The organism is Arthrobacter sp. LAPM80, from assembly GCF_046736435.1.
Classification (GTDB): Bacteria; Actinomycetota; Actinomycetes; order Actinomycetales; family Micrococcaceae; genus Specibacter.
Genome location: NZ_JBCHVD010000031.1, coordinates 1 through 20,258, shown reverse-complemented (window position 1 = coordinate 20,258; position 20,258 = coordinate 1). Strand labels below are relative to the sequence as shown.

The window sequence follows — 20,258 nt, the reverse complement described above, 5'->3', positions numbered from 1 at the left end:
ATATCGTCGCGCATAACACCAAGTCATTTCCTCATGCATAGCCCGATGATTTGGCGCACCCTTGGTGCGAAGATCACCGGAAAATCAACGAACCAGGAAAACCGTCACCCGACTGTGACCAGAGTCCGCTGGACACTTCACGTTGCTGATGACGGCGTTTTGATGGTCAGGGGTCCTTGAGCCCAGGTATCCGTCTCGGCCGGCTTGCGTTCCCGACCCTGCCTAAGCCCCCAGGCGTGGAGTGCCTCAGCCGTAGTGATGATTCCCTTAGGTCCTTGATGTCGCCCGAAAGCGTTGAAAAGTTGGGGACGTCGGCGGACTTCTCAGCCGCAGAGACGGGTTGCATCCCAAGACACCTCCGGTCCGGTATTCAACGGCCGCCAGGAGATGTACGTGTGAACCGCGTCCGTCCTGCGCACCCTGCACTTCCTTGCCATCGAGGGCGATCGCGGACAGTGCCGTAGCCGCTTGTTCTCAGTCCCCCGCCGGCCGATCCAGCGTCTGTGCATTGAGAAGTTCGAACACACGGCCCAGTGTGGTTGCATGCGGGGCGCCGGTTACCAGATCCGCGAGGTACTCCCGGGCCGTTTCGGAGTCCCATCCGGCCATCTCCTCAGAGTCGCGGCACCGGCCGCTTACATGACTTTGCAAGATGACTGAGTCGGGGTGAGGATACGCGGCCATCCTAAAGTGTAGTCAGGTCCATCCGGAAGAAGCGTTGCTCCTATTTTTTTATACATGGAGGATGAATACCAATCCATAAAAGCTCCATTGGTGGATACCGGTTGAAGATCAAATCTAAGTCGAAAAACCACGACCGGCGTCACGTCAGTGGAGCTAGCCTGTCCCCTAAATATTAGGTTGTCGGGTTTGCGGATGACCCCCACATGACCCTCTTCATGAATCAAAGGAGATTTCCATGTCTATCAGTACTGAAATTAATACCGCAGTTGGGGTTTCGCACCCTCTTGATCAGCTTTCTCGTGCCGAGATTTCCCGGGCGGTTTCGATCCTTAAGGCTGGTCCTGCTGCGGCGGAAACCTTCCGCTTCATCAGTGTTGAGATGCGCGAGCCGGATAAGGAACTGTTGCGGGCCGGTAGTGAAACGGTACGTGAAGCAGACGCAGTTCTTATTGATCGTGGAGCGGGTGTTGCGTACTCCGCGATTGTTGATCTTGATGCTGGTGTCGTTACTCAGTGGACTCAATTGGCTACCGGAGTCCAGCCGCCTTTTATGCTGGATGAGTTTGCCGAGTGTGAGGACGCATGCCGAAAGGACCCGAACGTCATTAAGGCCCTCGCCGCCCGTGGCCTGACGAATCTGGACTTGGTGTGCTTCGAGCCGTGGTCGGTGGGTTACTTCGGCGAAGACGCCCAGGGACGGCGTTTGATGCGCGCCCTGGTGTTCGTTCGCGACAATCCCACCGATAGCCCGTACGCGCACCCGATCGAGAACTTCGTTGTTTTCTACGACCTTAGCTCCGGCCAGGTTGTTAAAGTTGAGGACAACGAGTCCATCCCTGTACCCCGTGCCAGTGGCAACTACGTCCCCGAGTACGTCGGAGAAGCCCGCACCGACCTGAAGCCCATCTCCATCACCCAGCCCGAAGGTGCTTCCTTCAAGGTGACAGGGAACCATGTTCAGTGGGCCGACTGGAAGTTCCGTGTTGGCTTCAACCCCCGCGAAGGCCTCGTCCTGCACCAGCTCAGTTTCCAGGACAAGGGCGTTGACCGGCCCGTGATCAACAGGGCCTCCCTGACGGAAATGGTCGTCCCCTACGGTGACCCGGCCCCCGTCCAAGCCAAGAAGAACGCCTTCGACTCCGGTGAATACAACATCGGCAACATGGCCAATTCCCTCAAGCTCGGCTGTGACTGCCTGGGCGAGATCAAATACTTCGACGGCATCACCACCGACAGCCACGGCAACCCGATGACCATCGCCAATGCCATCTGCATGCACGAAGAAGACGACAGCATCATGTGGAAGCACTTCGACTTCCGTGAGGGCACCGCCGAAGTCCGACGCAGCCGCAAGCTCGTGATCTCCTTCATCGCCACCGTTGCCAACTACGAATACGGATTCTACTGGCACCTTTACCTCGACGGAAGCATCGAATTCCTGGTCAAGGCCACCGGAATCCTCTCCACAGCAGCACAGCACCCCGGGGCGAAAACCCCCTACGGTCAGGCACTAAATAACGACGGACTGTACGCACCCATCCACCAACACATCTTCAACGTCCGGATGGACTTCGAACTCGACGGTCCGAAGAACTCCGTCTACGAAGTAGACATGGAAATCCCGGAGCACAACCCCACACACACCGCGTTCAAGGCAGTCGATCGACTCCTAGAAACCGAACAAGCAGCCATCCGCAAGGCAGACGTATCCAAGCACCGCTTCTGGAAGATCGTCAACCACGAGAGCAAGAACATCGTGGACGAACCGGTAGCCTACCGCCTCATCCCCACCAACGCCATCACCCTGGCAGCCGGGGACGACGCCTACGTCAGCCAGCGCGCGCAGTTTGCACGCAACAACCTCTGGGTCACCGCCTACGACCGCAATGAGCGCTTCGCAGCCGGAGAATTCCCCAACCAAAGCACCGGCGGCGACGACGGACTACCAGCATGGACCAAAGCAGACCGGAACATCGTCGATCAAGACCTCGTGGTCTGGTACACCTTCGGCATGCACCACGTCGTCCGACTCGAAGACTGGCCCGTCATGCCCCGCCAGAACATCGGCTTCATGATCGAACCCCACGGATTCTTCGACCAAAACCCCACCCTGAACCTACCCAGCTCAGAAACCACGCCAGCCACCACCACCACACAGTGCTGCAAAGAAAACTAACAAGCAGCACAGCCACACCCTGTGGAGTAAACAAAAAAACCCAAAAAGTTCCGCTGTCACAGCCAACCTGAAACGACGGAACTGGAGAAGGAACTCCACACAACGGGAGGTCCCCGACGCTGCAACCAGCAGCCTCGGGGACCACACTCGTCTCCAACCCCAATCCACCACCGTCCTCGGAGCGTGATCCGCCTGTTCAACACCCCAGCAATGACCTGGACCCTCACGACCATCCTGCTTCTCAGCGGCAGCCATCACCTCCTACAAGCTGCACGATCCCGCCACCTCACCGACCGGATCAACCAAAGCCTCCACACCCTCATGCACGTCCTCATGGCAGCCATGTTATGGCACCTCGGGTCCTCATTCATGCTGGCTCAGATTGCAGTCCTCGCTGGCGCGGCGTTGTGGTTTATCCTGCAGGCCGTTGCCCGGCCGGAAGTCAAAATGCTCTGTACGGATAGTCGCGAACGTCTTAAATGCCTCTACCACAGCCTCAGCATGGCCGGCGCAGCCCTCATGATAGCCATGATGGATGGACTAACCACCTCCAGCTACACAAGCGCTCCAACCAACCCAATGTCAATGTCACACGACCACCACGCGATGGCAGCCCCACTAAAAAACACCACTACAGCACCATCGGCTTACTCACCCAACCTGGCAATCCTCCTCACCCTATTCTTCGCAGCTGCAACCATGACCTTCATCATCCTTCTCCTGCTAACCCGGACCAAGAAAAACACACACCCCCACCCAGGAACCCCACAACGCACCCACCGCGCAGAACACGGAATCGAAGCCATCGCCGCCGCCATCATGGCCCTCATGTTCGCCACCATGACCACATAAAAAACACACTCATCCATGCCGGTGCGATCCACAAACTACTCATAGCAGACGGGTCCCCCTACGGATACTTCATGCCATAAAAACAAACCACTCACACCGGGAAACCAGACTGAAAACTCTCCACAAAGAAGCCACCATAAATCCAGAGAACGAAAGATACCGCACCCATGACCACCCTCAATGACCTCACCACCCCTACCTCAGCAACCCCCACCACTGGGATGAGCAGATCTTTGCGAGCTGTGATCGGAGAAACCTTTGACGCTGTCCTCTTCGATATGGATGGCACCCTCATCGACTCAACCCCTGCAGTACTTCGGGCCTGGCTCACCTGGGGAGCCGAACATGGACTAGACCCGGCATTCCTTGACGGCAGACACGGCCATCCAGCCCGGGACATCGTAGCTTCCCTCGTCCCAGCCAAGGAATTCCAGAGATCCTTTGAACGCATCCAAGAACTTGAAATGGCCGAAATCAGCGACATCACCATCCTTCCAGGAGCCACCGAAGCGCTCTCAGCCATCGGCGAAAATCGCAAAGCGATCGTCACCTCATGCACACGCCCCCTAGCCGCAATACGCATCATGGCTTCCGGACTGACAACACCCCGGGTAATCGTCACGTTCGACGACGTCATCCACGGCAAACCACACCCCGAACCCTTCCTACTAGGCGCCCAATGGCTAGGCTACGAACCAGCCAACTGCCTCGTCATCGAAGACGCACCAGCCGGACTACACGCCGCCCACAACGCCGGATGCACAACCCTGGCAGTAACAGGCACGCACGAAACAGCAGACCTAAACGCCGACCTCACCATTACCAGCCTCACCGAAATCCAATTCACAACAACACCCGCCGGCATCCACATCACCCAAAAACCCCACCACACACCAAAAACCAAAAACAATAACCCCCACAAAAGTTAAACCACTATCCACAAGCAGCCTCAAAAATAAGGACCAAGGAGAGCCCGTGACCAACCGTTACGCATGCCAGCTCCGTGGATGGACTGCAGCGGTCTTCGCCACCTCAGCCGCCGCGCTCTCCCACGTCTTGGGCGGCGGCGACGCCCCACATCCGGTGCTCATTTTTGTCTCCCTGGCCATCTCCGCCCTCGTGTGCAGCGCCCTGGCCCGGCGTGTGCTGTCGCTGAAAAATCTGGTGACTGCGGTGGTAACCAGTGAAGGATTGTTTCACCTGCTCTTCAGCCTCTCGTCGGGCGCTCCGGCATCCATGTCCTCATCGGCCATGGCAGCAGGCCAACATGGCGGCATGGGCATGGGGCATGCCGGCCACGATGGCAGCATGTGGCTCAGCCACTCCACCGCAGCTGCGCTGACCATTGTGTTCCTGCGCTACGGGGAGGCCAGCGCGGTCAGGGTGCTGGATGCGCTGCGCATGCGGATCACCACCATCAAGGGACTTGTCATTGTCCCCATCCCCGCGCCGTCGCGCATCAACGCCGCACCGGGAACCCGGCTGTCGGCAAAGGCCGCCATGGCCGTCCCCCTGCCGGTCCGTCACCACCGTGGCCCACCGATTCTGGTAGCCGCGATGTAGGCACGCCCCACCGGTGTGGTCCGCGTCCCCGCCTGCGTAGCGGCACGTCACCGGCCGTCAAAACGGCCCACACTTCAATGACACAAAGCCTCGGAAAGGCCCACCATGACAATCTCAGCACACCGCACTATCAAGGCAGTGGCCACCGCTGCCTTCGTCGCAGCCTTCCTGGCCGCAGGCTCAGCCGCTGCTTCCGCGCATGTGAAGGTCTCCCCCGACAGCACTACCGCCAACGGCTACACGCATGTGACGTTCAACGTCCCCAACGAATCCGCAACGGCAAAGACCAGCAAGCTTGTGGTTCAACTGCCCACCGACACGCCTTTCACCTCGGTGTCCGTGAAGCCGGTGGAAGGCTGGACGGCCCAGGTCGTCACCACAAAGCTCCCCAAGCCCGTGACGGTGGGCGACGCCACGGTAACCAAGGCCGCCACTTCCGTGGAGTGGACGGCCGATGCCGCCCACCAGATCGGTCAAAACGAATACCAGTCGTTCGCCCTGTCCCTGGGCAAGCTGCCCGCCGCCGGAACCACAGTCATGTTGCCGGCGGCCCAGACCTACATGGACGGGACAGTGGTGAAGTGGGATGAAAAGACGGTCACAGGCCAGGCCCATCCCGAGCACCCCGCTCCTTCCTTCGTAACGACGGCGGCAATCAGCACCGCAGACGCAGTGACACCGATGATTATGGAACGCTCAGCCGCCACTGCTGGAACTATCTGGGGAATAGTCCTCGGTGCTGCCGGCTTGTTGCTGGGCGGCACCGCCCTGGGACTGGTCCTTACCGGCCGGCTCAAGGCTCCCACTGCCAAGTAGTCTGTGGGAGAACAGTGGAGGGGAGGAACCCGGATCCGGGCTCCTCCCCTCCACTGTTCGAAGCCGCATCTTGGCAAAATTGGATACACCCTGCAGAGACCGATTCAGGCACGATGGTGCATGAACGTTCTTGGGCGAGCCATCCTAGCCCTTGTTTTCTTGGCCGCCATGAGAAGTCCAACGGCCGCTAGATGAGTAGTTCCAAGGGGTGCGGCGTGGCGTAAGGGCATTCAGGGCAGGGGTGTCCAGGAACGGCGGTATCAAAGCAAACGCCCACCCCGGATGCTCACGTGGACGCGGCTGTGACGATGTGTCGGTCGTTGATTCACCACGATCGAATGCGCCCGCTCCCAGGAAACCGTTCACCCCGAAATGGCACTGCGGCGCCGTGAAGCCGGCGGCTCAGGGCGTTGGTTCGGGCAGTTATGCCGCCAAGGGCATCGTTTGGTTCCGGACGGCAGGAAGCACCAAAAAGGGTGGGCCTGCCCGAAAATCGAGCAGACCCACCCTGACAGACACACCGCGGCAATTACGCGGCGTCGTGGTCCGTTTCCAGGATCTTCACCAGGCGCTCAAGTGCCTCCTCGGCACCGGCACCCTCGGCACGGAGCACCACCACGTCACCGTGGGCTGCACCGAGGCTCATGAGCGAAAGGATGCTTGCCGCATCCATGGCGTCCTCGGCCGGCTCGCCTGCCATGGCGATGGTGACCTCCAGATCCAGTTCCGCTGCCGCTTCGACGAAGATCGCGGCGGGACGGGCATGCAGGCCAACGCTGCTGGCGATGGTTGCGTTACGTTCAGACATTCTTGCTCCTTGATTGAAAAATGGGGATGAAAATTACAGGCCGAGATCGGCCAGGACGGGCAGCCCCGCACGGACCGCCGCACGCGCCGCGGTGGCCGACGGCGCAGCAAGTGCCTTTGCGGCCAGCTCCTGGGCCTGCGCCAAGGTGACGGTTCCCAGGACTGCGGAGACTGCGGCAAGTGCACGGGCGCTCATGGACAGCGACGCAACACCCAGGCCGACAAGTACGACGGCGAGGGCCGGGTCCGCGGCCGCCTCACCACAGACTCCCACCGGCTTGGGCAAGCCCGTTGCGGCGCTGGCGAGGGCGGCGCCGTCGGCCGTCAGCTTCACGAGCTGCAGCACCGCGGGCTGCCACGGGTCGTTCAGGATGGCGAGCGGGCCGAGCTGGCGGTCGGCCGCCATGGCGTACTGGGTGAGGTCGTTAGTGCCCAGCGAGGCGAAGGCGACCTCCCGCAGGACGGTGGAGGATGTGAGCGCGGCAGAGGGCACCTCGACCATGACGCCGGGGGTCTGCAGGCCGGCCGCGGCGCACAGGGTTGCGAACTGCGCTGCTTCCTCAGCCGTCGCAATCATGGGGGCCATGACCCAGACCTGGGCCTGGTGGAGGGCTTCGGCCGCAGCAATGGCCTCGAGCTGACGCTCAAGGACACCGGGGGAGGTCATCTCCGTGCGGTAGCCGCGGACACCCAGCGCGGGGTTGGGCTCGTCGGCGTTCGTCAGGAACGGCAGCGGCTTGTCGGCCCCGGCGTCGAGGGTCCTGACAACCACCTTCTTGCCGGGGAAGGCTGCAAAGACGGCGCCATAGGCGGAAATCTGCTCCTCCACCGTGGGCTCCTTGTCGCGGTCCAGGAAACAGAATTCGGTGCGCAGCAGGCCGATACCTTCGGCGCCGGCGTCGGCAGCCTTGACGGCGTCGGCACCCGTGCCGACATTGGCCAGCAGCGGCACGGCAAAGCCGTCGGCCAGGGCGTTGCTCCCGGCGAAGGCTGCGAGCGCAAAAGCCTGCTCGGCCCAAGTTTCGGCGGCAAGCTTCAGCTTGGCGCCGGGCTCCTCGGTGATGGTACCGGCGGCGCCGTCAACGTAAACCTCAGTTCCGTCGGCAATCGTGTCCACGCCGGGGGCTGCGACGACGGCGGGCAGTCCCAGCGCGCGGGCAAGGATGGCCGTGTGCGATTGCGGTCCGCCGCTCGAGGTGATCAAGGCGATGACCTGGGCCGGGTCAAGAGTTGCGGTGTCGGCCGGGGCAAGATCCTCGGCGGCAAGGATGAACGGGGCGTCGGAGGCGGGGATGCCCGGGGCGGGCAGGCCGCGCAGCTCAGAGACGATGCGGGCGCGGACATCAAGGACGTCGGCGACGCGCTCGGCCATGTAACCGCCAAGCGCCTTGAGCTTTTCGGCCACACCGGCACCGGCTTCCCAGATGGCGCGTTCGGCCGTGCGTGCCCCGCCGGGGGTTCCTGCTGCAAGAAGCTTGATGGCGGACTTCACGAGCATGGGGTCCGCGGCCATGAGAGCCGTTGCTTCCAGGACTTCCCTGCCCTCGCCCTCAATGGCGGCGGCCCGGCCCCGAAGTTCGGCCTGGACGGACTTCGCCGCGTCCTTGATGCGTTGCGCTTCGGCGCCTGCATCGGTAGCAGTGGAGGCTGTAGCCAGCGGCTCCTGCACCGGCTTGGGCATCTGACGCACCGCTCCTAGCACGCGTCCGGGGGCCACGCCCACCCCTGAAAATTGCCGCGGGTGGGTCGCTGAAGCCATGTCGTCGTTGTTCATTTCTTCTCCTCGGGAACTGCCAAACCGCGTTGTTTGGCCACCCACGGCAATAAAAAAGGACCCGACCACAGAGCTGTCGTTCGCTCCATGATCGGATCCTGCCTGGATGACCAGTTACATATCCTCCCTCCAGTGTGCGGAACTCATGCGAGCGGCGTCAAATCCGGGCATGCGCCGGTGTCATCTCCCGGGGCCGTCGCCGCCGGCCCCCGCCTGTCACTGCTCGACGGTAGACTCCCTGATCATGAACGCCGAGCCATTCGCCCCCGCAAAACCCATCCACGCCGTCTTCCTGGATGTGGACGGCACGTACGCCGACTACGGCGTTGTTCCCGAGGCCCACTCCCGCGCAGTTCGTGCGGCCCGTGCTGCCGGGCACAAGGTGCTCCTGTGCACGGGGCGCCCCAAGTCGATGCTTCCGGCGAACATCCTGGCGGCCGGGTTCGACGGTCTGGTGACGAGCGCGGGTGCCTACGTTGAGGTTGACGGTGAGGCCCTCCTTGACCGGCGCTTCCCCGCCGACTTGGCCGCAAGGACTCTCGCCGCGCTCGATGCCCACAACGCCGTCTACATCATGGAGGCACAAGAGACCCTCCAGACTCCCCCGGCTGTGGAGGCACGCCTGCGCGCCATCATCGAGGAACACTTCAGGCAGGCCCCCGACGGCGTGGAAATCGGCACGTCGGGCATCATCGGTTCGCTTGCCCCGTGGACCGCAGACACACCCAGGATCTCAAAGATTTCCGTGTATGAATCCCCTGTGCCCGTGGACGAAATTGCCGCGCAGATCGGCGCCGAGATCGCCGTCGTGGCCAATTCCATTGCGGCCGAGGGCACCCATGCGGGCGAGATGTTCCAGCGCGGCATCAGCAAGGCCGACGGCGTCCGCATCGCCAGCGCCCACTTGGGCATTGCCCGCGCGGACACCATCGCCTTCGGTGACGGCGAGAACGACCTTGAGATGCTCTCCTACGCCGGCATCGGCGTCGCCATTGAGGGATCACACCCAGCCCTGCTGGACCTGGCGGACCGCACCGCGATGCCGCCGAGCAAGGACGGGATCGCCAAGGCCTTCGCCGAACTGGGACTCGTGTAATACGAGCCCCGTCCCGTGGATTTGATCCGCCACAAGCCCGTGTTCCGAATCCATGCCAGGCGCGTTGCGCGTCAACGCAGGGAAATAGCCAAGGGCCCTCCCGCATCGGCGCCGGCATTCCGGGAGGCGCCGCCGTCGAACGCTTCAGGAGATCTTGCCGTGATACACGGCCATGGCGATGGCGTAGGCAGAGATTAGGAGGCCAACGCACCAAGCGAGCGCGATCCAGAGGCTGGTGCCCACTGGCTGCTGGGCCAACAGGGCCCGGATCGCATTGACGATCGAGGTGACTGGCTGGTTCTCCGCGAAGGCACGGATGGGGCCGGGCATGGTGGCTGTTGGCACGAAGGCCGAACTGATGAACGGCAGGAAGATCAGCGGGTAGGAGAACGCACTGGCGCCGTCGACCGTCTTGGCGCAGAGGCCCGCAATGACCGCCAACCAGGTCAGCGCCAGGGTAAAAACGGCCAGGACGCCGGCAACCGCGACCCACGCCAGTACCCCGGCGCCGGAGCGGAAGCCCATGATCAGCGCCACGCCCACCACCACAAGAAGCGAGGCAAGATTGGCAACCAGCGAGGTCAAAACGTGCGCCCACAGCACTGAGGAGCGGGCAATGGGCAGGGACTGGAAGCGTTCGAAGATCCCGCTCTTCATGTCAAGAAAGAGCCGGTAGGCGGTGTAGGAGATGCCCGAGGCTATCGTGATGAGCAGAATGCCGGGGAGTAGGTAGTCGACGTAGTTCCCGGGACCGGCCTGGATGGCGCCGCCGAAAACGTAGACGAACAGCAGCAGGAACGCGATCGGCATGACCGTTGTGGTGATGATCGTGTCCATGCTGCGTGTGATGTGGCGCAGGGACCGCCCCAGTAGGACGGTGGTGTCCGAGAAGAAATGCGTGTTCATGGTCCTTCCTTAATCTTTTTTTCGGCGCCGCTTTCACGGCCGACGACGGCGAAGAAGACGTCCTCAAGGGTCGGCTGCTTCTCGACGTATTCGACCTTCGCCGGCGGCAGCAGGGCCTTTAGCTCGGACAGGGTGCCGTTGCAGATGATGCGGCCTTCGTGCAGAATGCCGATCCCGTCCGCCAGCTGTTCGGCCTCGTCAAGGTACTGGGTCGTCAGAAGTACGGTTGTGCCATGTCCGGCAAGTTCCTTCACGGCGGCCCACACTTCCAGGCGTCCTTCGGGATCAAGGCCGGTAGTTGGCTCATCGAGGAAGATGACGGGCGGGTTTCCGATCAGGCTCATGGCGATGTCGAGGCGGCGGCGCATCCCACCTGAATATTCGGCAACCTTTCGCGCGCCCGCACCGGCCAGGGAGAAACGCGTCAGGAGCTCCCCGGCGATGGTTCCCGGACTCTTCAGATGCCGCAGACGGGCAACCAGGACGAGGTTTTCGCGTCCTGAGAGGATTTCATCGACGGCCGCGAACTGCCCCGTAAGGCTGATCGAATCCCGAACCCGGGCCGGCTGGGTGGCGACATCGAAGCCATTGACGGCGGCAGTTCCGGCGTCGGACTTCAACAGTGTGGCCAGGATGTTCACGATGGTGGTTTTGCCGGCCCCGTTGGAGCCGAGCAGAGCGAAAATGCAGCCTTTTGCGACGTCGAAGTCGACGCCGCGCAAAATTTCAAGTTTCTTGTATGACTTACACAGGCCCTGCACATGGATGGCGGGATCCGGGATCTGGCTGGTTGCCATGTGAAATCCCCTTTCTACCGTTCCTCACCCGCGACGCTGTCGATGGACTTGACCAGCCTCTCGCGTTCCTTGTTAATCCATTGACCCTCGGAGTAGTTCTTCAGAAATTCCTCCACGAACTCCACCGGGTCCTCCCCCACGATGTCGCGGATCGGGGTTTCCTCCGCGGCGCTCTGCTCGAAGAGGTCGGCAAGGTCCTCCAGCATGGTCACCATGACCTGACCATTTGTGATCGAGCCGCGGTACATCAGGTATCGTTCGATCGCCTCGATCGTGGTGCGGTAGTTTGCAGGCAACCCCTGGACGCGGGCCTTGTACTCCCGGTACTTCTTCTTGTCACCGAGGCCGCCGGTGACTTTTTCAATCCAACTCATGACCCGTTCCTTCCCTGGCGGAGCTGTCCCAACTTTTCGGACAGGAAACCCCATGTGTTCCAAAATTCCTCGAGGTACGCCCGTCCCTGGACGTTGAGCGAGTAGACCTTGCGTGGCGGCCCCTTTTCGGACGGGACTTTTTCCACCTCGACCAGGCCGTTCTTCTCAATTCTCACGAGGAGCGCGTAGACGGTCCCCTCGGCGATGTCGGTGAAGCCCTGCTCCCGCAAACGCGCCGTGATCTGGTATCCATAGGCGGGCTCCCGCGCCAGGATGGCAAGAACGATGCCCTCCAGCGTGCCCTTGAGCATCTCAGTCATTTGTTTGCCCATTGCGCACCCCCTTAGAGCTACTCAGTAATATTGACTACCACTACATAGTAGCACCGAGTAGTGGGATGCGAGAGGTTTTGGCAGGAAATTTCGCATCAGCCTTTCCGGGCTCGACGCCGGCCGGCACGGGCCGCCTTTTCCTCACCCGCCGCCTCAGCCTGGACAGCAGCACTCCGCTCACCCGTCTCCACTGGCCCCAGGGACGCGGCCAACGGAACGTGAAATACGCTCCCATCAATGCAAGGAATTACCTGGCATGGCTGCACGTGAATCACACAACCGTCCTGCTGATCGGTGCCTCACGGGAGCTGAGCCTTGCCATCGCGCAGGAATCACTCCACAAAGGTGCACACGACGTTGCGACAGTGGCAGGAAACGCCCGCACGGCATTGCACGAGTTTCAGACGGACCCAGCTGGCCGGCTTGAAATCGAGACCGTCGAGATCACCGACCAAGCGCAGCTCACAGAGCTTCGCAACAGGTTGGCGGAGCGCCAACGCGTCATGAATCCCAGCAGTACAGTGGGCGAGCAAAATCCGGCCGCGATGGGCACGGCGGCGCCCGAGTTGTTGTTCCTCCGCATGGCCAGCGAAAAGTTTCCGACGCTAAATATTGATCTCAGTGCATCGTTGATAGCGAGAGGCTCCGGGGAGCTGGCCGGACCGTTCCTTGTTGTGGGTGGGACTGAGCAGAAGGCTGCGGACGGTCGGAGGTGAGGATTGGGACGGGACATTCGATATTTGTGGCATAATTTTGAGTCAACCTCCATAAACCCCTTTGCATGCAAGGTGAAGTTAGAACAATGCAAGCTACAACAAGGGGCCATTCTGACGTCAAAAGCAACAGTCCGGATCACGCGGCCGGAACAGCCGCACGTCTGGTGGCTTGCATCGGGTACAGCCAATCAACCACCAACGCTGTGGCCCCTCAGCAGTGAAGGCCAGATCACCAAACCTCCTCGTGCCTCAAGGGGGATCAGTTGCAACCGAAACTTCCCCCAGGATTCCCATTGGTATCCCAGCAGAAGATGGCAACATGGGAAGATGACTCCTGCTCAAGGTTTTTCCGGCGCCTTTCGCCGTCCGCAGCCCATCAAGCCCAAGGCAGGTCAAGAATCGGTGTGGGACTACCCGCGGCCGCCAATACTCGAGCCGCGATCGGAACGGGTCGTGGTTCGGCTTGGCGGGCAGGTGATTGCCGACACCACCGATGCAGTGCGCGTCCTGGAAACCAGCCATCCGCCTGTCTACTACTTGCCATTGGCGTCATTCCCTTCTGGCGTACTTGTCCCGGTTCAGGGCACCACCCACTGCGAGTTCAAGGGAGAAGCGCACTACTTCGACGTCATTGCCGGCGCAGTGGTCGTCCCCCGTGCCGGGTGGACCTACCCGGAACCCGCCGTGGGATTCGAGGAGCTCAGCACCCGAGTAGCCCTCGACCCGGGGCACATGGACTCCTGCGAGGTCAACGGCGAACAGGTGACCTTCCAGGAGGGCGACTTCTACGGCGGTTGGATCACCACGCACATCGTTGGCCCGTTCAAAGGCGGCCCGGGCACAGCCGGGTGGTGAGGTTTTCCAATGCCCGGCCGAACCGATCAAGTTCGGGAAAGTTGAGCCAACGAATCAGCGAATTCCCCAACGGCCGCTTCCAGGCCGTCCTCGGCAGGAACAGGGCTCTCAGGGCCAGATCCGACCAGTCGCTGACGGGCACTGAACGGAAATCCGCGGCAAGTGATTCGTTTTCAGTCTCGATGTTCCCACCGTGATGCCGGGGACGGATTACTAGGAGTTGGCCGTAACAGCTGGTCCGAACGGTCTGCATCTTGGACGTCTTCTGCCTGTGAAAAAGTCCGTTTGACCGCTGCCACATAGCGAGTTTCAACCCGATGGAGAGACGACACTGGTCCTGACCAACTAAACCAACAATTTCCTAAGCATTCGAAACCTGTCCCCGAGCAGGCTACCAAGATGGCGGCAAGGTCCGTCCCGCGAGGTGCGGCCCATGCATTGGTGCATCGTTGGGATCGCTGATCCACCGTACCAATGACAACAGAACAAACTGAACCCCCTGTGTCGGCTGGAGCACCCGCATACCGTTGCCCGGCTCAATATCCATCGAGGGTAGCGGAACCAAATTCAAACACATGTCCAAAGGGACCACTTCTCCCCGCACAGGTGGCGGATTAATGGCAGGCCGGCGATCTGCCGCCGTGCCAGGCTACGCAAGATTGGATACTCAGACGCGCCCCGTTTCCGCCAACGTGGGACGGCTCGCGCGGGGGAATAGGAGCAGTGTAGTGCGGTAGGTTGACGTTTCTAGAGTCTGAGTTTTTCGCGGTCAATGTCGTCTGCTGCCCATTTTGTCCCGTCCCACTGAATGTTGGCGGCCAGTGGTAACTGGTGGGAAGCGCTTTCGACAATATGCATGAGGTATCCGGCAGTATTGGGGAAGGCAATCAGGTCCCCGGCCGCGACCCCTTCAGGAAATTCGAAACGGCGACGGAGTAGAAGTTCCTCCTCGATACAGTAGGCGCCTACCAGAAAAGCGCTGTCAAAAGCACGCTTCCGCCCTGTAGGAGCGGCCTGGACGAGTATAGGATCCAGCAAGAAGTCTGCCGACGTGGAACGGCACTGGGTTCGATTCATGTGCAACCCCACCAGAGGAACTCCGTCGCTGCGTTTCTTGTGGAACGCGACCTCGGCAAGAGTGAGTCCGCATCCGTCCATCAGTGAGCGGCCAGGCTCGCAGCGCAGTTGGATCTTTGCAGCACGCAGTGCGGAGGCAACTGACGGCGCTCCGGGTCCGGGCATATACGTTAATACTTTATCCAGCCATCGGCCGCGGGTGAGGTCTTGATGGTAGGGATACACCCCGGTACCGGGTGCCCCGCCCGAGGAGCCAAGCCTGTCCGATTTCCAAGTCAGTGATTCATCGCCCTCGGGCAATGTGGCCAGTGTCGACCAAAAATTCTCCCATTGGGCGGCACTGTCTAGATAAGACATCGGTATTCCGCCTCCCATGTCCACAAACGTCGGGTTATGGCCCATGCTCCGCAGTTGGCCGATGACATCCAGTGCCTCGTGGATTCCGAGGGCGCGCGCCTGGGCGTCGTAGCCGTTGAGGTGAAAGTGCACGCCGGCAACCTCGACCTGTGCTCCCAGCTCGACGTCGTTCACTACGCGCATCCACTCCGAGGCAGGAAGACCAAAGCGCGTGGCTGGGATGTCCGGGTGGGTGATGGCAAGCCGCAATGCCACCAGAAGGCGCTGCCCACTGCTGCCGGTCAGTTCAATCACGTCGCGTAGTTCGTCTTCGTTGTCCAAGCTGACCGTCACCCCGGCCGTGATTGCCAGCTCCATCAAGGCCTTTGATTTCACTGCGGCGCTGACAATGATCCGAGTGGCCGGCACTCCCCGGGCAAGACATTGGCGCAGTTCATTGATACTCGCGACATCCACCCCGCACGCTTCATACATGGCGCGATCGATGGCTGCCATGGTTTTGTTCGCCTTGCGTGCGTAATAGACTTGGAAGTCGATGTGATGCGCGGCTGCCGCGCTATTCAATTCCTTAACGTTCTCCCCCATGGCGGAGTAATCGTGAAGGTTTACCGGGGAACCGTAGGTAGCGATCAGTTCCCTGCAGAGGGTGGGGTCGCCCAGGGTCTCCTTCATCCATGGTTCGAGGCGGGCAGTCAGCCGGGAAGTGCCGTACATTTTTTCGTGCATCACTGTTTCCTAGGTGTTGATTTGATCGATGGTACGGGAAGCCACCCGTTGGGCCCACAATCGATGCTCCCCGTGCAGGGATCGATTAAGGGTGTCATGGCCCAACGTTGGATCTTCGGTGGGTCGGCCCAGTGCTACCAATGATTCATTCCTGGAACCGTCGCGGGCCAGGCAGGTTCCGTCCGGTTCTGTCAGCAGTCCACGGTCTCCCGGGCGGACCGAGACTTCCCCGGCTTTCAAAAGCCGCCCTACCAGGTCACTGTTGGGGCATCCTTGTGGTGCTGCCTCCAGAAGCACTCCGGGTCCCGGGGTCACGGCATCAACGAGAACGGCCCCTACAGACGGGTGCCCCCCCGGCGTCGCGACGTGGAGGATCCCGGCATCGAAAAGCGCCACCAACTTGCGCGCTGTGAGCTCCGGCGGGCCGAAGGCGAACCTTTCGAGATTGCGAGCCACGCGCGTAAATTGGCGCGATTCGCTCATGTTCCGTGGCAGTCGGTCCATGGCCACGACCAGCTCTGCATAAAGTCCTGACCATACCCTGGCCCAAATCCACCCCGTAGTGAGGGGTGCCTTGAGCTCATTGACCGAGAGGCTGTTCCGCAGGTGCACGACTGCGTTCACTGCCAGCGGCGACTGCGTGACACCGGGGCCGGCGCTTACCGATTCTCCCGTCAACGCCGTTCGCCACAACTCAAGGGCACTGATCTGGGCACCCATAACACTGGCACAATCCACGGCACAGTTGAGCAGGACGAGCCACATTCTGGCCAGTCTGCGCCCGCCGTCGGGCATCGCGTCCCTGACCTCCACACCCCATTGACGCAACCGTTGTCGATGCACGGCAAGGCAGGCGGTAACCTCCTCAGGAACAGCCTGGGGCTTGGGATCCATCAACGTCCCACTTCGAGAGGATAAGGTAATGCGTCGGGGTTCTTTTCCGCTTGCGCTATACCGAATGCCGACGCTGTCTTCCCCGGCCGGTTCCCATGACCCACCGCGGCCCTCCGTCAGGAGCAGTGCCACGTCGTAGGCCGTCAACGCAGCACCTCGAATCCAGACCGAAGATTCCGGAGGTACTTCCGCCGTGCTCAGTGCAGCGTAGTCCCCGATGAGAGGATTGATATTCAGTGCCCCCGCTAGCGGGTCCGCGGGCAGCGCATCAGCCAGTCCATGTCCCGTGGCAAGGAGTACCTCGTCATAGAGTTGCGAGCGGGATGGCCCGCTCACCCGCCACCGCGATGCCTCGCGTTCGACGCCGTTGACTACTACGGGGACATGGTTCACGTCGATGTTCCCTCGCTGGCACAAAAGCTGAAATTGCTCACTTAAGTACCGGCCCACGAGTGCCCGAGGGGGATATTTTTCCCCCGACATTGCAGGATCTATGCGGTCAATCCAGCGGGTGAAGTCCTCATGACTCAGCGATGACGATGCGTCAACAATGCCCCGGTTGACATTCAGCCGAAGTACATTCGGCTGGCTGACCCGCCAGACACTTCCCGCTCCTGGGGGCAAGGGATCGTAAACGTCAACGGTAACCCGCGGTGCGGCAACGGAAGGGATGAGGTCGTGGAGGGCGAGCAAAGCGAAAAGGCACTTGGGCCCACCGCCTATGGCAGCTATGCGGATCAAGGGTTCGAGTACGCGTTGGCATTGGCGCCAGGTTTTTGGTCGAGTTCGGGTTCGGCATTCAACGTGCTGCGAACCCATTCATCGTTGTAGACGCTCTGCAGGTAGGGCACACCGGAGTCATGGACCATGAATGCCAAACGTGTCCCCGCTTCAAGACTGGGCAGCAGGTTATCCATCGCGGCAACAATGGCACCAGTCGACGCACCGGCAAGAATGCCTTCGCTGCGGGCCAGCCGCCTGCAACCGCGCACCATGTCTATCTCCTCTATCTGGAACACGAGGTCCGGTTGGGCAGAAGCGGCCAGCTCCGGCAATATGCCGGCACCCAACCCTGGTAGTCGGCGGGTACCGGCTTGTCCACCGAAAAGCACCGAACCCACAGAGTCAACAGCCACAATTTTCGTGTCCAAGCCGTGTGCCCGCACATACTGCTGGCAACCAAGCAGCGTGCCCGTGGTGCTGGTGGCAACGAAAAGATAGTCCAGGTTTCCCCCGGATCCGGCAATAATTTCAGGCATCGTCGTTTCAAAGTGAGCCCGCGGATTGGCCAATGACCCATATTGATTGGTCGTCACTGAACCGGGATTCGTCGCCAAAAGATCACGAACCCGGCGGCGGCGCGCTGCAAGTTTATTCCCGTCTGCAGGAGTCTGGACCCGATCAACCCTGGCCCCGTACGCTTCCATGAGATCCAAAGCCAGAGCATTTGCATTCTCATCGACCACAGCCATGAACCTCACACCCCGCACCACGCACTGCCTCGCCAACGCAATACCCAAATTCCCGGAAGTCGATTCAATGACCATGCCGCCGGGCTGGAGCCGACCCGATCCAAGAAGTTCTTCGATCAACCCATTCGCCGTGCGCTCCTTTGTGCTGCCTGCCAACTGGAGCAAGTCCAGCTTGGCATAAACATCCACGTCATAACCTTCAAAGAGTCGGCTTAACTTCACCGTCGGAGTCACAAATGGCTGCAACATTCCTAAATTGTTCAACATACCCTCCCATATCTTTACCCAAAGCGAGGAGCCATTCACTGCGATAACGAAAGTCAATTCGCACCGCTCCACAGTCATCCCGGCGCACTATCGCAATCGATGAACCGTGGTGCTTTCGAATTTCACCTTTCTATAACCAAGGCTTCCGTCCCAACGTTTGTGGCTGCTGGTACCAGAGCTGTAGGTAGACACATCTGAATCGTACGTCTGGGATTTGGAATTGTCGTCAGAGCCGAAATGTTCCTGTTCTGGATCGGAAATGGCACTTCTGGCCGTCGGCGCTGTCATGGCCGCTTTGCGCTCAGTACGCGACAAGATGTAATCAATCAGGTCCCACCCCTATCGACCAAACAGGAATATGCCCCGTCATCTCGCAGGGTGGGCTTCCGTCCGTTTTGGGACCACGCTACACGGCACCGCCACGACCGACGACTAATATCCGAACTGGTCACCATGAACCGGGTATTCCCCCGGGGCTATGTTTGCCTGGAATGAGTAAAGCCTTGGTACCGAACGCCAAGCCACCGTGTCCGCCGGTCCGCCCACGAGATGGCCACTCGTGTGGCCTTAGCCGTCATCTTTGAAACCTCTGGTCTTCCGTGGGATCTGGGCATGTTCCGGGGCGCGCTGGGTTTGGGCCGAGCGAACATTCGAGCGAGATTTCATTCGAGCGCAAAGCGGCGATGATGGTCTGCTCACGTCTGGTGAGAACGGCGATCCGCACAGGATCCGCAGCATTCCGCCGCTCCTCCTCAGTTAGGGCCAGTTGCACGATCAGGTCCCGGACACTTGCCTGTTCGAGCTCATCATCCTCCGGCCGATGGCCGTTTTTCGTTTGCAGTGCGTTCATAATCCGAAGCCTAGCCCCAATTGGGGTGAACTTCTTCACCCCAAGGGGTGAACTTTTTTGCCCTATAGTAGTGGAATGGAAAGCCTTCGTATCGCCTTGGTTGATGATTATGAAATCGTGCTTCGCGGGTTGGAGATGATGCTCCGGTCATACGGGGACAGTCTGGAGGTAGTAGAACTGGACCTCAACAGCAACGTAGCCAAACCGGTAGATCTTACTCTCTACGACACATTTGCAGCGACGCCTGGAGACCGGGAGGACGTGCATGAGCTGGCCGCAAACCCGCTAGCCGGCAAAGTGGTTGTCTACTCGTGGGACCTCGATGAAACCCGGGTCAAGGCCGCACTTGCCAACGGCGCCAGCGGTTACCTGTCAAAAGGGCTACCCGCGGCACGCCTAGTCCGCTCACTCTATGAGATTCACCAAGGCAAGGGCCAAGTTTTTCACGGATCCGGCAGTCAAGCAAAAGCCAGCCTCGGCGACTGGCCCGGCCGCGAGGAGGGCCTGACCCAACGAGAAGCTGAAGTTTTAGCACTCATCACCCAAGGCCTCAGCAACACCGAGATCGCCGATAGGGTCCAGCTGTCAGTCAACACCGTCAAGACCTTCATCCGGAGCTGTTACCGCCGTATCGGCGTTGCCAACCGCTCCAACGCCATCCTCTGGGGCTTCGAGCATGGATTCATCCCAGACCACAAACGGGTCGCACCCCGACAGTAAATAGAGTCGGACACAAATGGCGTTGCAGCACCTAGCAGTCTTTATTGGCGCGCATGACAGGCCCGAGTGGATGCGCAGCGGGCCCGAACTGGGATTAGCCAGTATCCCCTTGCTGCAGACCAAGGCGTGGCATCTAAGTCAGGGCCA

At 60.6% G+C, this 20,258-nt stretch carries 19 protein-coding genes; 9 read left to right on the top strand and 10 right to left on the bottom strand.

What is annotated here, in order from left to right; genetic code table 11:
- Positions 1 to 919 precede the first annotated feature (919 nt).
- The 5 genes from AAGW05_RS17990 to AAGW05_RS17970 all read left to right on the top strand — a co-directional run bounded on the left by AAGW05_RS17990 (position 920) and on the right by AAGW05_RS17970 (position 6,091).
- Positions 920 to 2,860 carry a primary-amine oxidase gene (locus AAGW05_RS17990; RefSeq protein ID WP_411805937.1) on the top strand — a complete coding sequence of 647 codons (1,941 nt, stop codon included), beginning with the start codon at positions 920 to 922 and terminating at the stop codon, positions 2,858 to 2,860.
- A gap of 210 nt (positions 2,861 to 3,070) precedes the next feature.
- The gene (locus tag AAGW05_RS17985; RefSeq protein WP_411805936.1) at positions 3,071 to 3,712 is read left to right on the top strand and encodes a DUF5134 domain-containing protein; all 642 of its coding nucleotides are present in this window, start codon (positions 3,071 to 3,073) and stop codon (positions 3,710 to 3,712) included.
- 167 nt (positions 3,713 to 3,879) lie between these two features.
- Positions 3,880 to 4,641, top strand: a complete 762-nt coding sequence (locus tag AAGW05_RS17980; protein ID WP_411805935.1) for an HAD family hydrolase — start codon at positions 3,880 to 3,882, stop codon at positions 4,639 to 4,641.
- Between the two features lie 46 nt (positions 4,642 to 4,687).
- Positions 4,688 to 5,275 (top strand): hypothetical protein, encoded by a 588-nt coding sequence (locus AAGW05_RS17975; protein WP_411805934.1) that lies wholly within the window; start codon positions 4,688 to 4,690, stop codon positions 5,273 to 5,275.
- Positions 5,276 to 5,380: 105 nt separating this feature from the next.
- On the top strand, positions 5,381 to 6,091 hold the full coding sequence (locus tag AAGW05_RS17970; RefSeq protein ID WP_411805933.1) for a YcnI family protein: 711 nt from the start codon (positions 5,381 to 5,383) through the stop codon (positions 6,089 to 6,091).
- Between the two features lie 529 nt (positions 6,092 to 6,620).
- Here AAGW05_RS17970 and AAGW05_RS17965 read toward each other — a convergent pair.
- Positions 6,621 to 6,899: an HPr family phosphocarrier protein gene (locus AAGW05_RS17965; protein WP_411805932.1), complete on the bottom strand. Its 279-nt coding sequence runs from the start codon at positions 6,897 to 6,899 to the stop codon at positions 6,621 to 6,623.
- Between the two features lie 33 nt (positions 6,900 to 6,932).
- Positions 6,933 to 8,672 (bottom strand): phosphoenolpyruvate--protein phosphotransferase, encoded by a 1,740-nt coding sequence (gene ptsP / locus AAGW05_RS17960; RefSeq protein WP_411805931.1) that lies wholly within the window; start codon positions 8,670 to 8,672, stop codon positions 6,933 to 6,935.
- A gap of 244 nt (positions 8,673 to 8,916) precedes the next feature.
- On the opposite strand from ptsP, the gene AAGW05_RS17955 reads away from it, so the two are divergent.
- Positions 8,917 to 9,768 carry an HAD-IIB family hydrolase gene (locus tag AAGW05_RS17955; RefSeq protein ID WP_411805929.1) on the top strand — a complete coding sequence of 284 codons (852 nt, stop codon included), beginning with the start codon at positions 8,917 to 8,919 and terminating at the stop codon, positions 9,766 to 9,768.
- 144 nt (positions 9,769 to 9,912) lie between these two features.
- On the opposite strand, the gene AAGW05_RS17950 is transcribed toward AAGW05_RS17955, so the two are convergent.
- Genes AAGW05_RS17950 through AAGW05_RS17935 form a run of 4 tightly spaced genes read right to left on the bottom strand, consistent with a single transcriptional unit; the run spans position 9,913 to position 12,177 of the window.
- Entirely contained in the window at positions 9,913 to 10,674 is a 762-nt protein-coding gene (locus AAGW05_RS17950) for an ABC transporter permease (protein ID WP_411805928.1), read from the bottom strand.
- Positions 10,671 to 11,471 carry an ABC transporter ATP-binding protein gene (locus tag AAGW05_RS17945; protein WP_411805927.1) on the bottom strand — a complete coding sequence of 267 codons (801 nt, stop codon included), beginning with the start codon at positions 11,469 to 11,471 and terminating at the stop codon, positions 10,671 to 10,673. The genes AAGW05_RS17950 and AAGW05_RS17945 overlap by 4 nt, the downstream gene beginning before the upstream one ends.
- Before the next feature lie 14 nt (positions 11,472 to 11,485).
- Positions 11,486 to 11,845 carry a DUF1048 domain-containing protein gene (locus tag AAGW05_RS17940; protein ID WP_411805926.1) on the bottom strand — a complete coding sequence of 120 codons (360 nt, stop codon included), beginning with the start codon at positions 11,843 to 11,845 and terminating at the stop codon, positions 11,486 to 11,488.
- A complete protein-coding gene (locus tag AAGW05_RS17935; RefSeq protein WP_411805925.1) occupies positions 11,842 to 12,177 on the bottom strand; it encodes a PadR family transcriptional regulator in 336 nt (111 codons plus the stop codon). Before AAGW05_RS17935 ends, AAGW05_RS17940 begins: the two co-directional genes overlap by 4 nt.
- Before the next feature lie 266 nt (positions 12,178 to 12,443).
- On the opposite strand from AAGW05_RS17935, the gene AAGW05_RS17930 reads away from it, so the two are divergent.
- Positions 12,444 to 12,893, top strand: a complete 450-nt coding sequence (locus AAGW05_RS17930; RefSeq protein WP_411805924.1) for a hypothetical protein — start codon at positions 12,444 to 12,446, stop codon at positions 12,891 to 12,893.
- A 327-nt stretch (positions 12,894 to 13,220) separates the two neighbouring features.
- Positions 13,221 to 13,748 (top strand): DUF427 domain-containing protein, encoded by a 528-nt coding sequence (locus AAGW05_RS17925; protein WP_411805923.1) that lies wholly within the window; start codon positions 13,221 to 13,223, stop codon positions 13,746 to 13,748.
- Between the two features lie 747 nt (positions 13,749 to 14,495).
- Here AAGW05_RS17925 and AAGW05_RS17920 read toward each other — a convergent pair.
- From AAGW05_RS17920 to AAGW05_RS17905, 4 genes are all read right to left on the bottom strand, one after another.
- Positions 14,496 to 15,854, bottom strand: coding sequence for an alanine racemase (locus AAGW05_RS17920; protein ID WP_411805922.1), 1,359 nt, complete (start codon positions 15,852 to 15,854; stop codon positions 14,496 to 14,498).
- Between the two features lie 63 nt (positions 15,855 to 15,917).
- Positions 15,918 to 17,621 (bottom strand): FAD/NAD(P)-binding protein, encoded by a 1,704-nt coding sequence (locus tag AAGW05_RS17915; RefSeq protein ID WP_411805921.1) that lies wholly within the window; start codon positions 17,619 to 17,621, stop codon positions 15,918 to 15,920.
- Positions 17,540 to 18,598, bottom strand: a complete 1,059-nt coding sequence (locus AAGW05_RS17910) for a pyridoxal-phosphate dependent enzyme (protein ID WP_411805920.1) — start codon at positions 18,596 to 18,598, stop codon at positions 17,540 to 17,542. Before AAGW05_RS17910 ends, AAGW05_RS17915 begins: the two co-directional genes overlap by 82 nt.
- Before the next feature lie 517 nt (positions 18,599 to 19,115).
- A complete protein-coding gene (locus tag AAGW05_RS17905) occupies positions 19,116 to 19,391 on the bottom strand; it encodes a hypothetical protein (RefSeq protein ID WP_411805919.1) in 276 nt (91 codons plus the stop codon).
- A gap of 75 nt (positions 19,392 to 19,466) precedes the next feature.
- On the opposite strand from AAGW05_RS17905, the gene AAGW05_RS17900 reads away from it, so the two are divergent.
- On the top strand, positions 19,467 to 20,111 hold the full coding sequence (locus tag AAGW05_RS17900; RefSeq protein WP_411805918.1) for a DNA-binding response regulator: 645 nt from the start codon (positions 19,467 to 19,469) through the stop codon (positions 20,109 to 20,111).
- Positions 20,112 to 20,258: the final 147 nt, after the last annotated feature.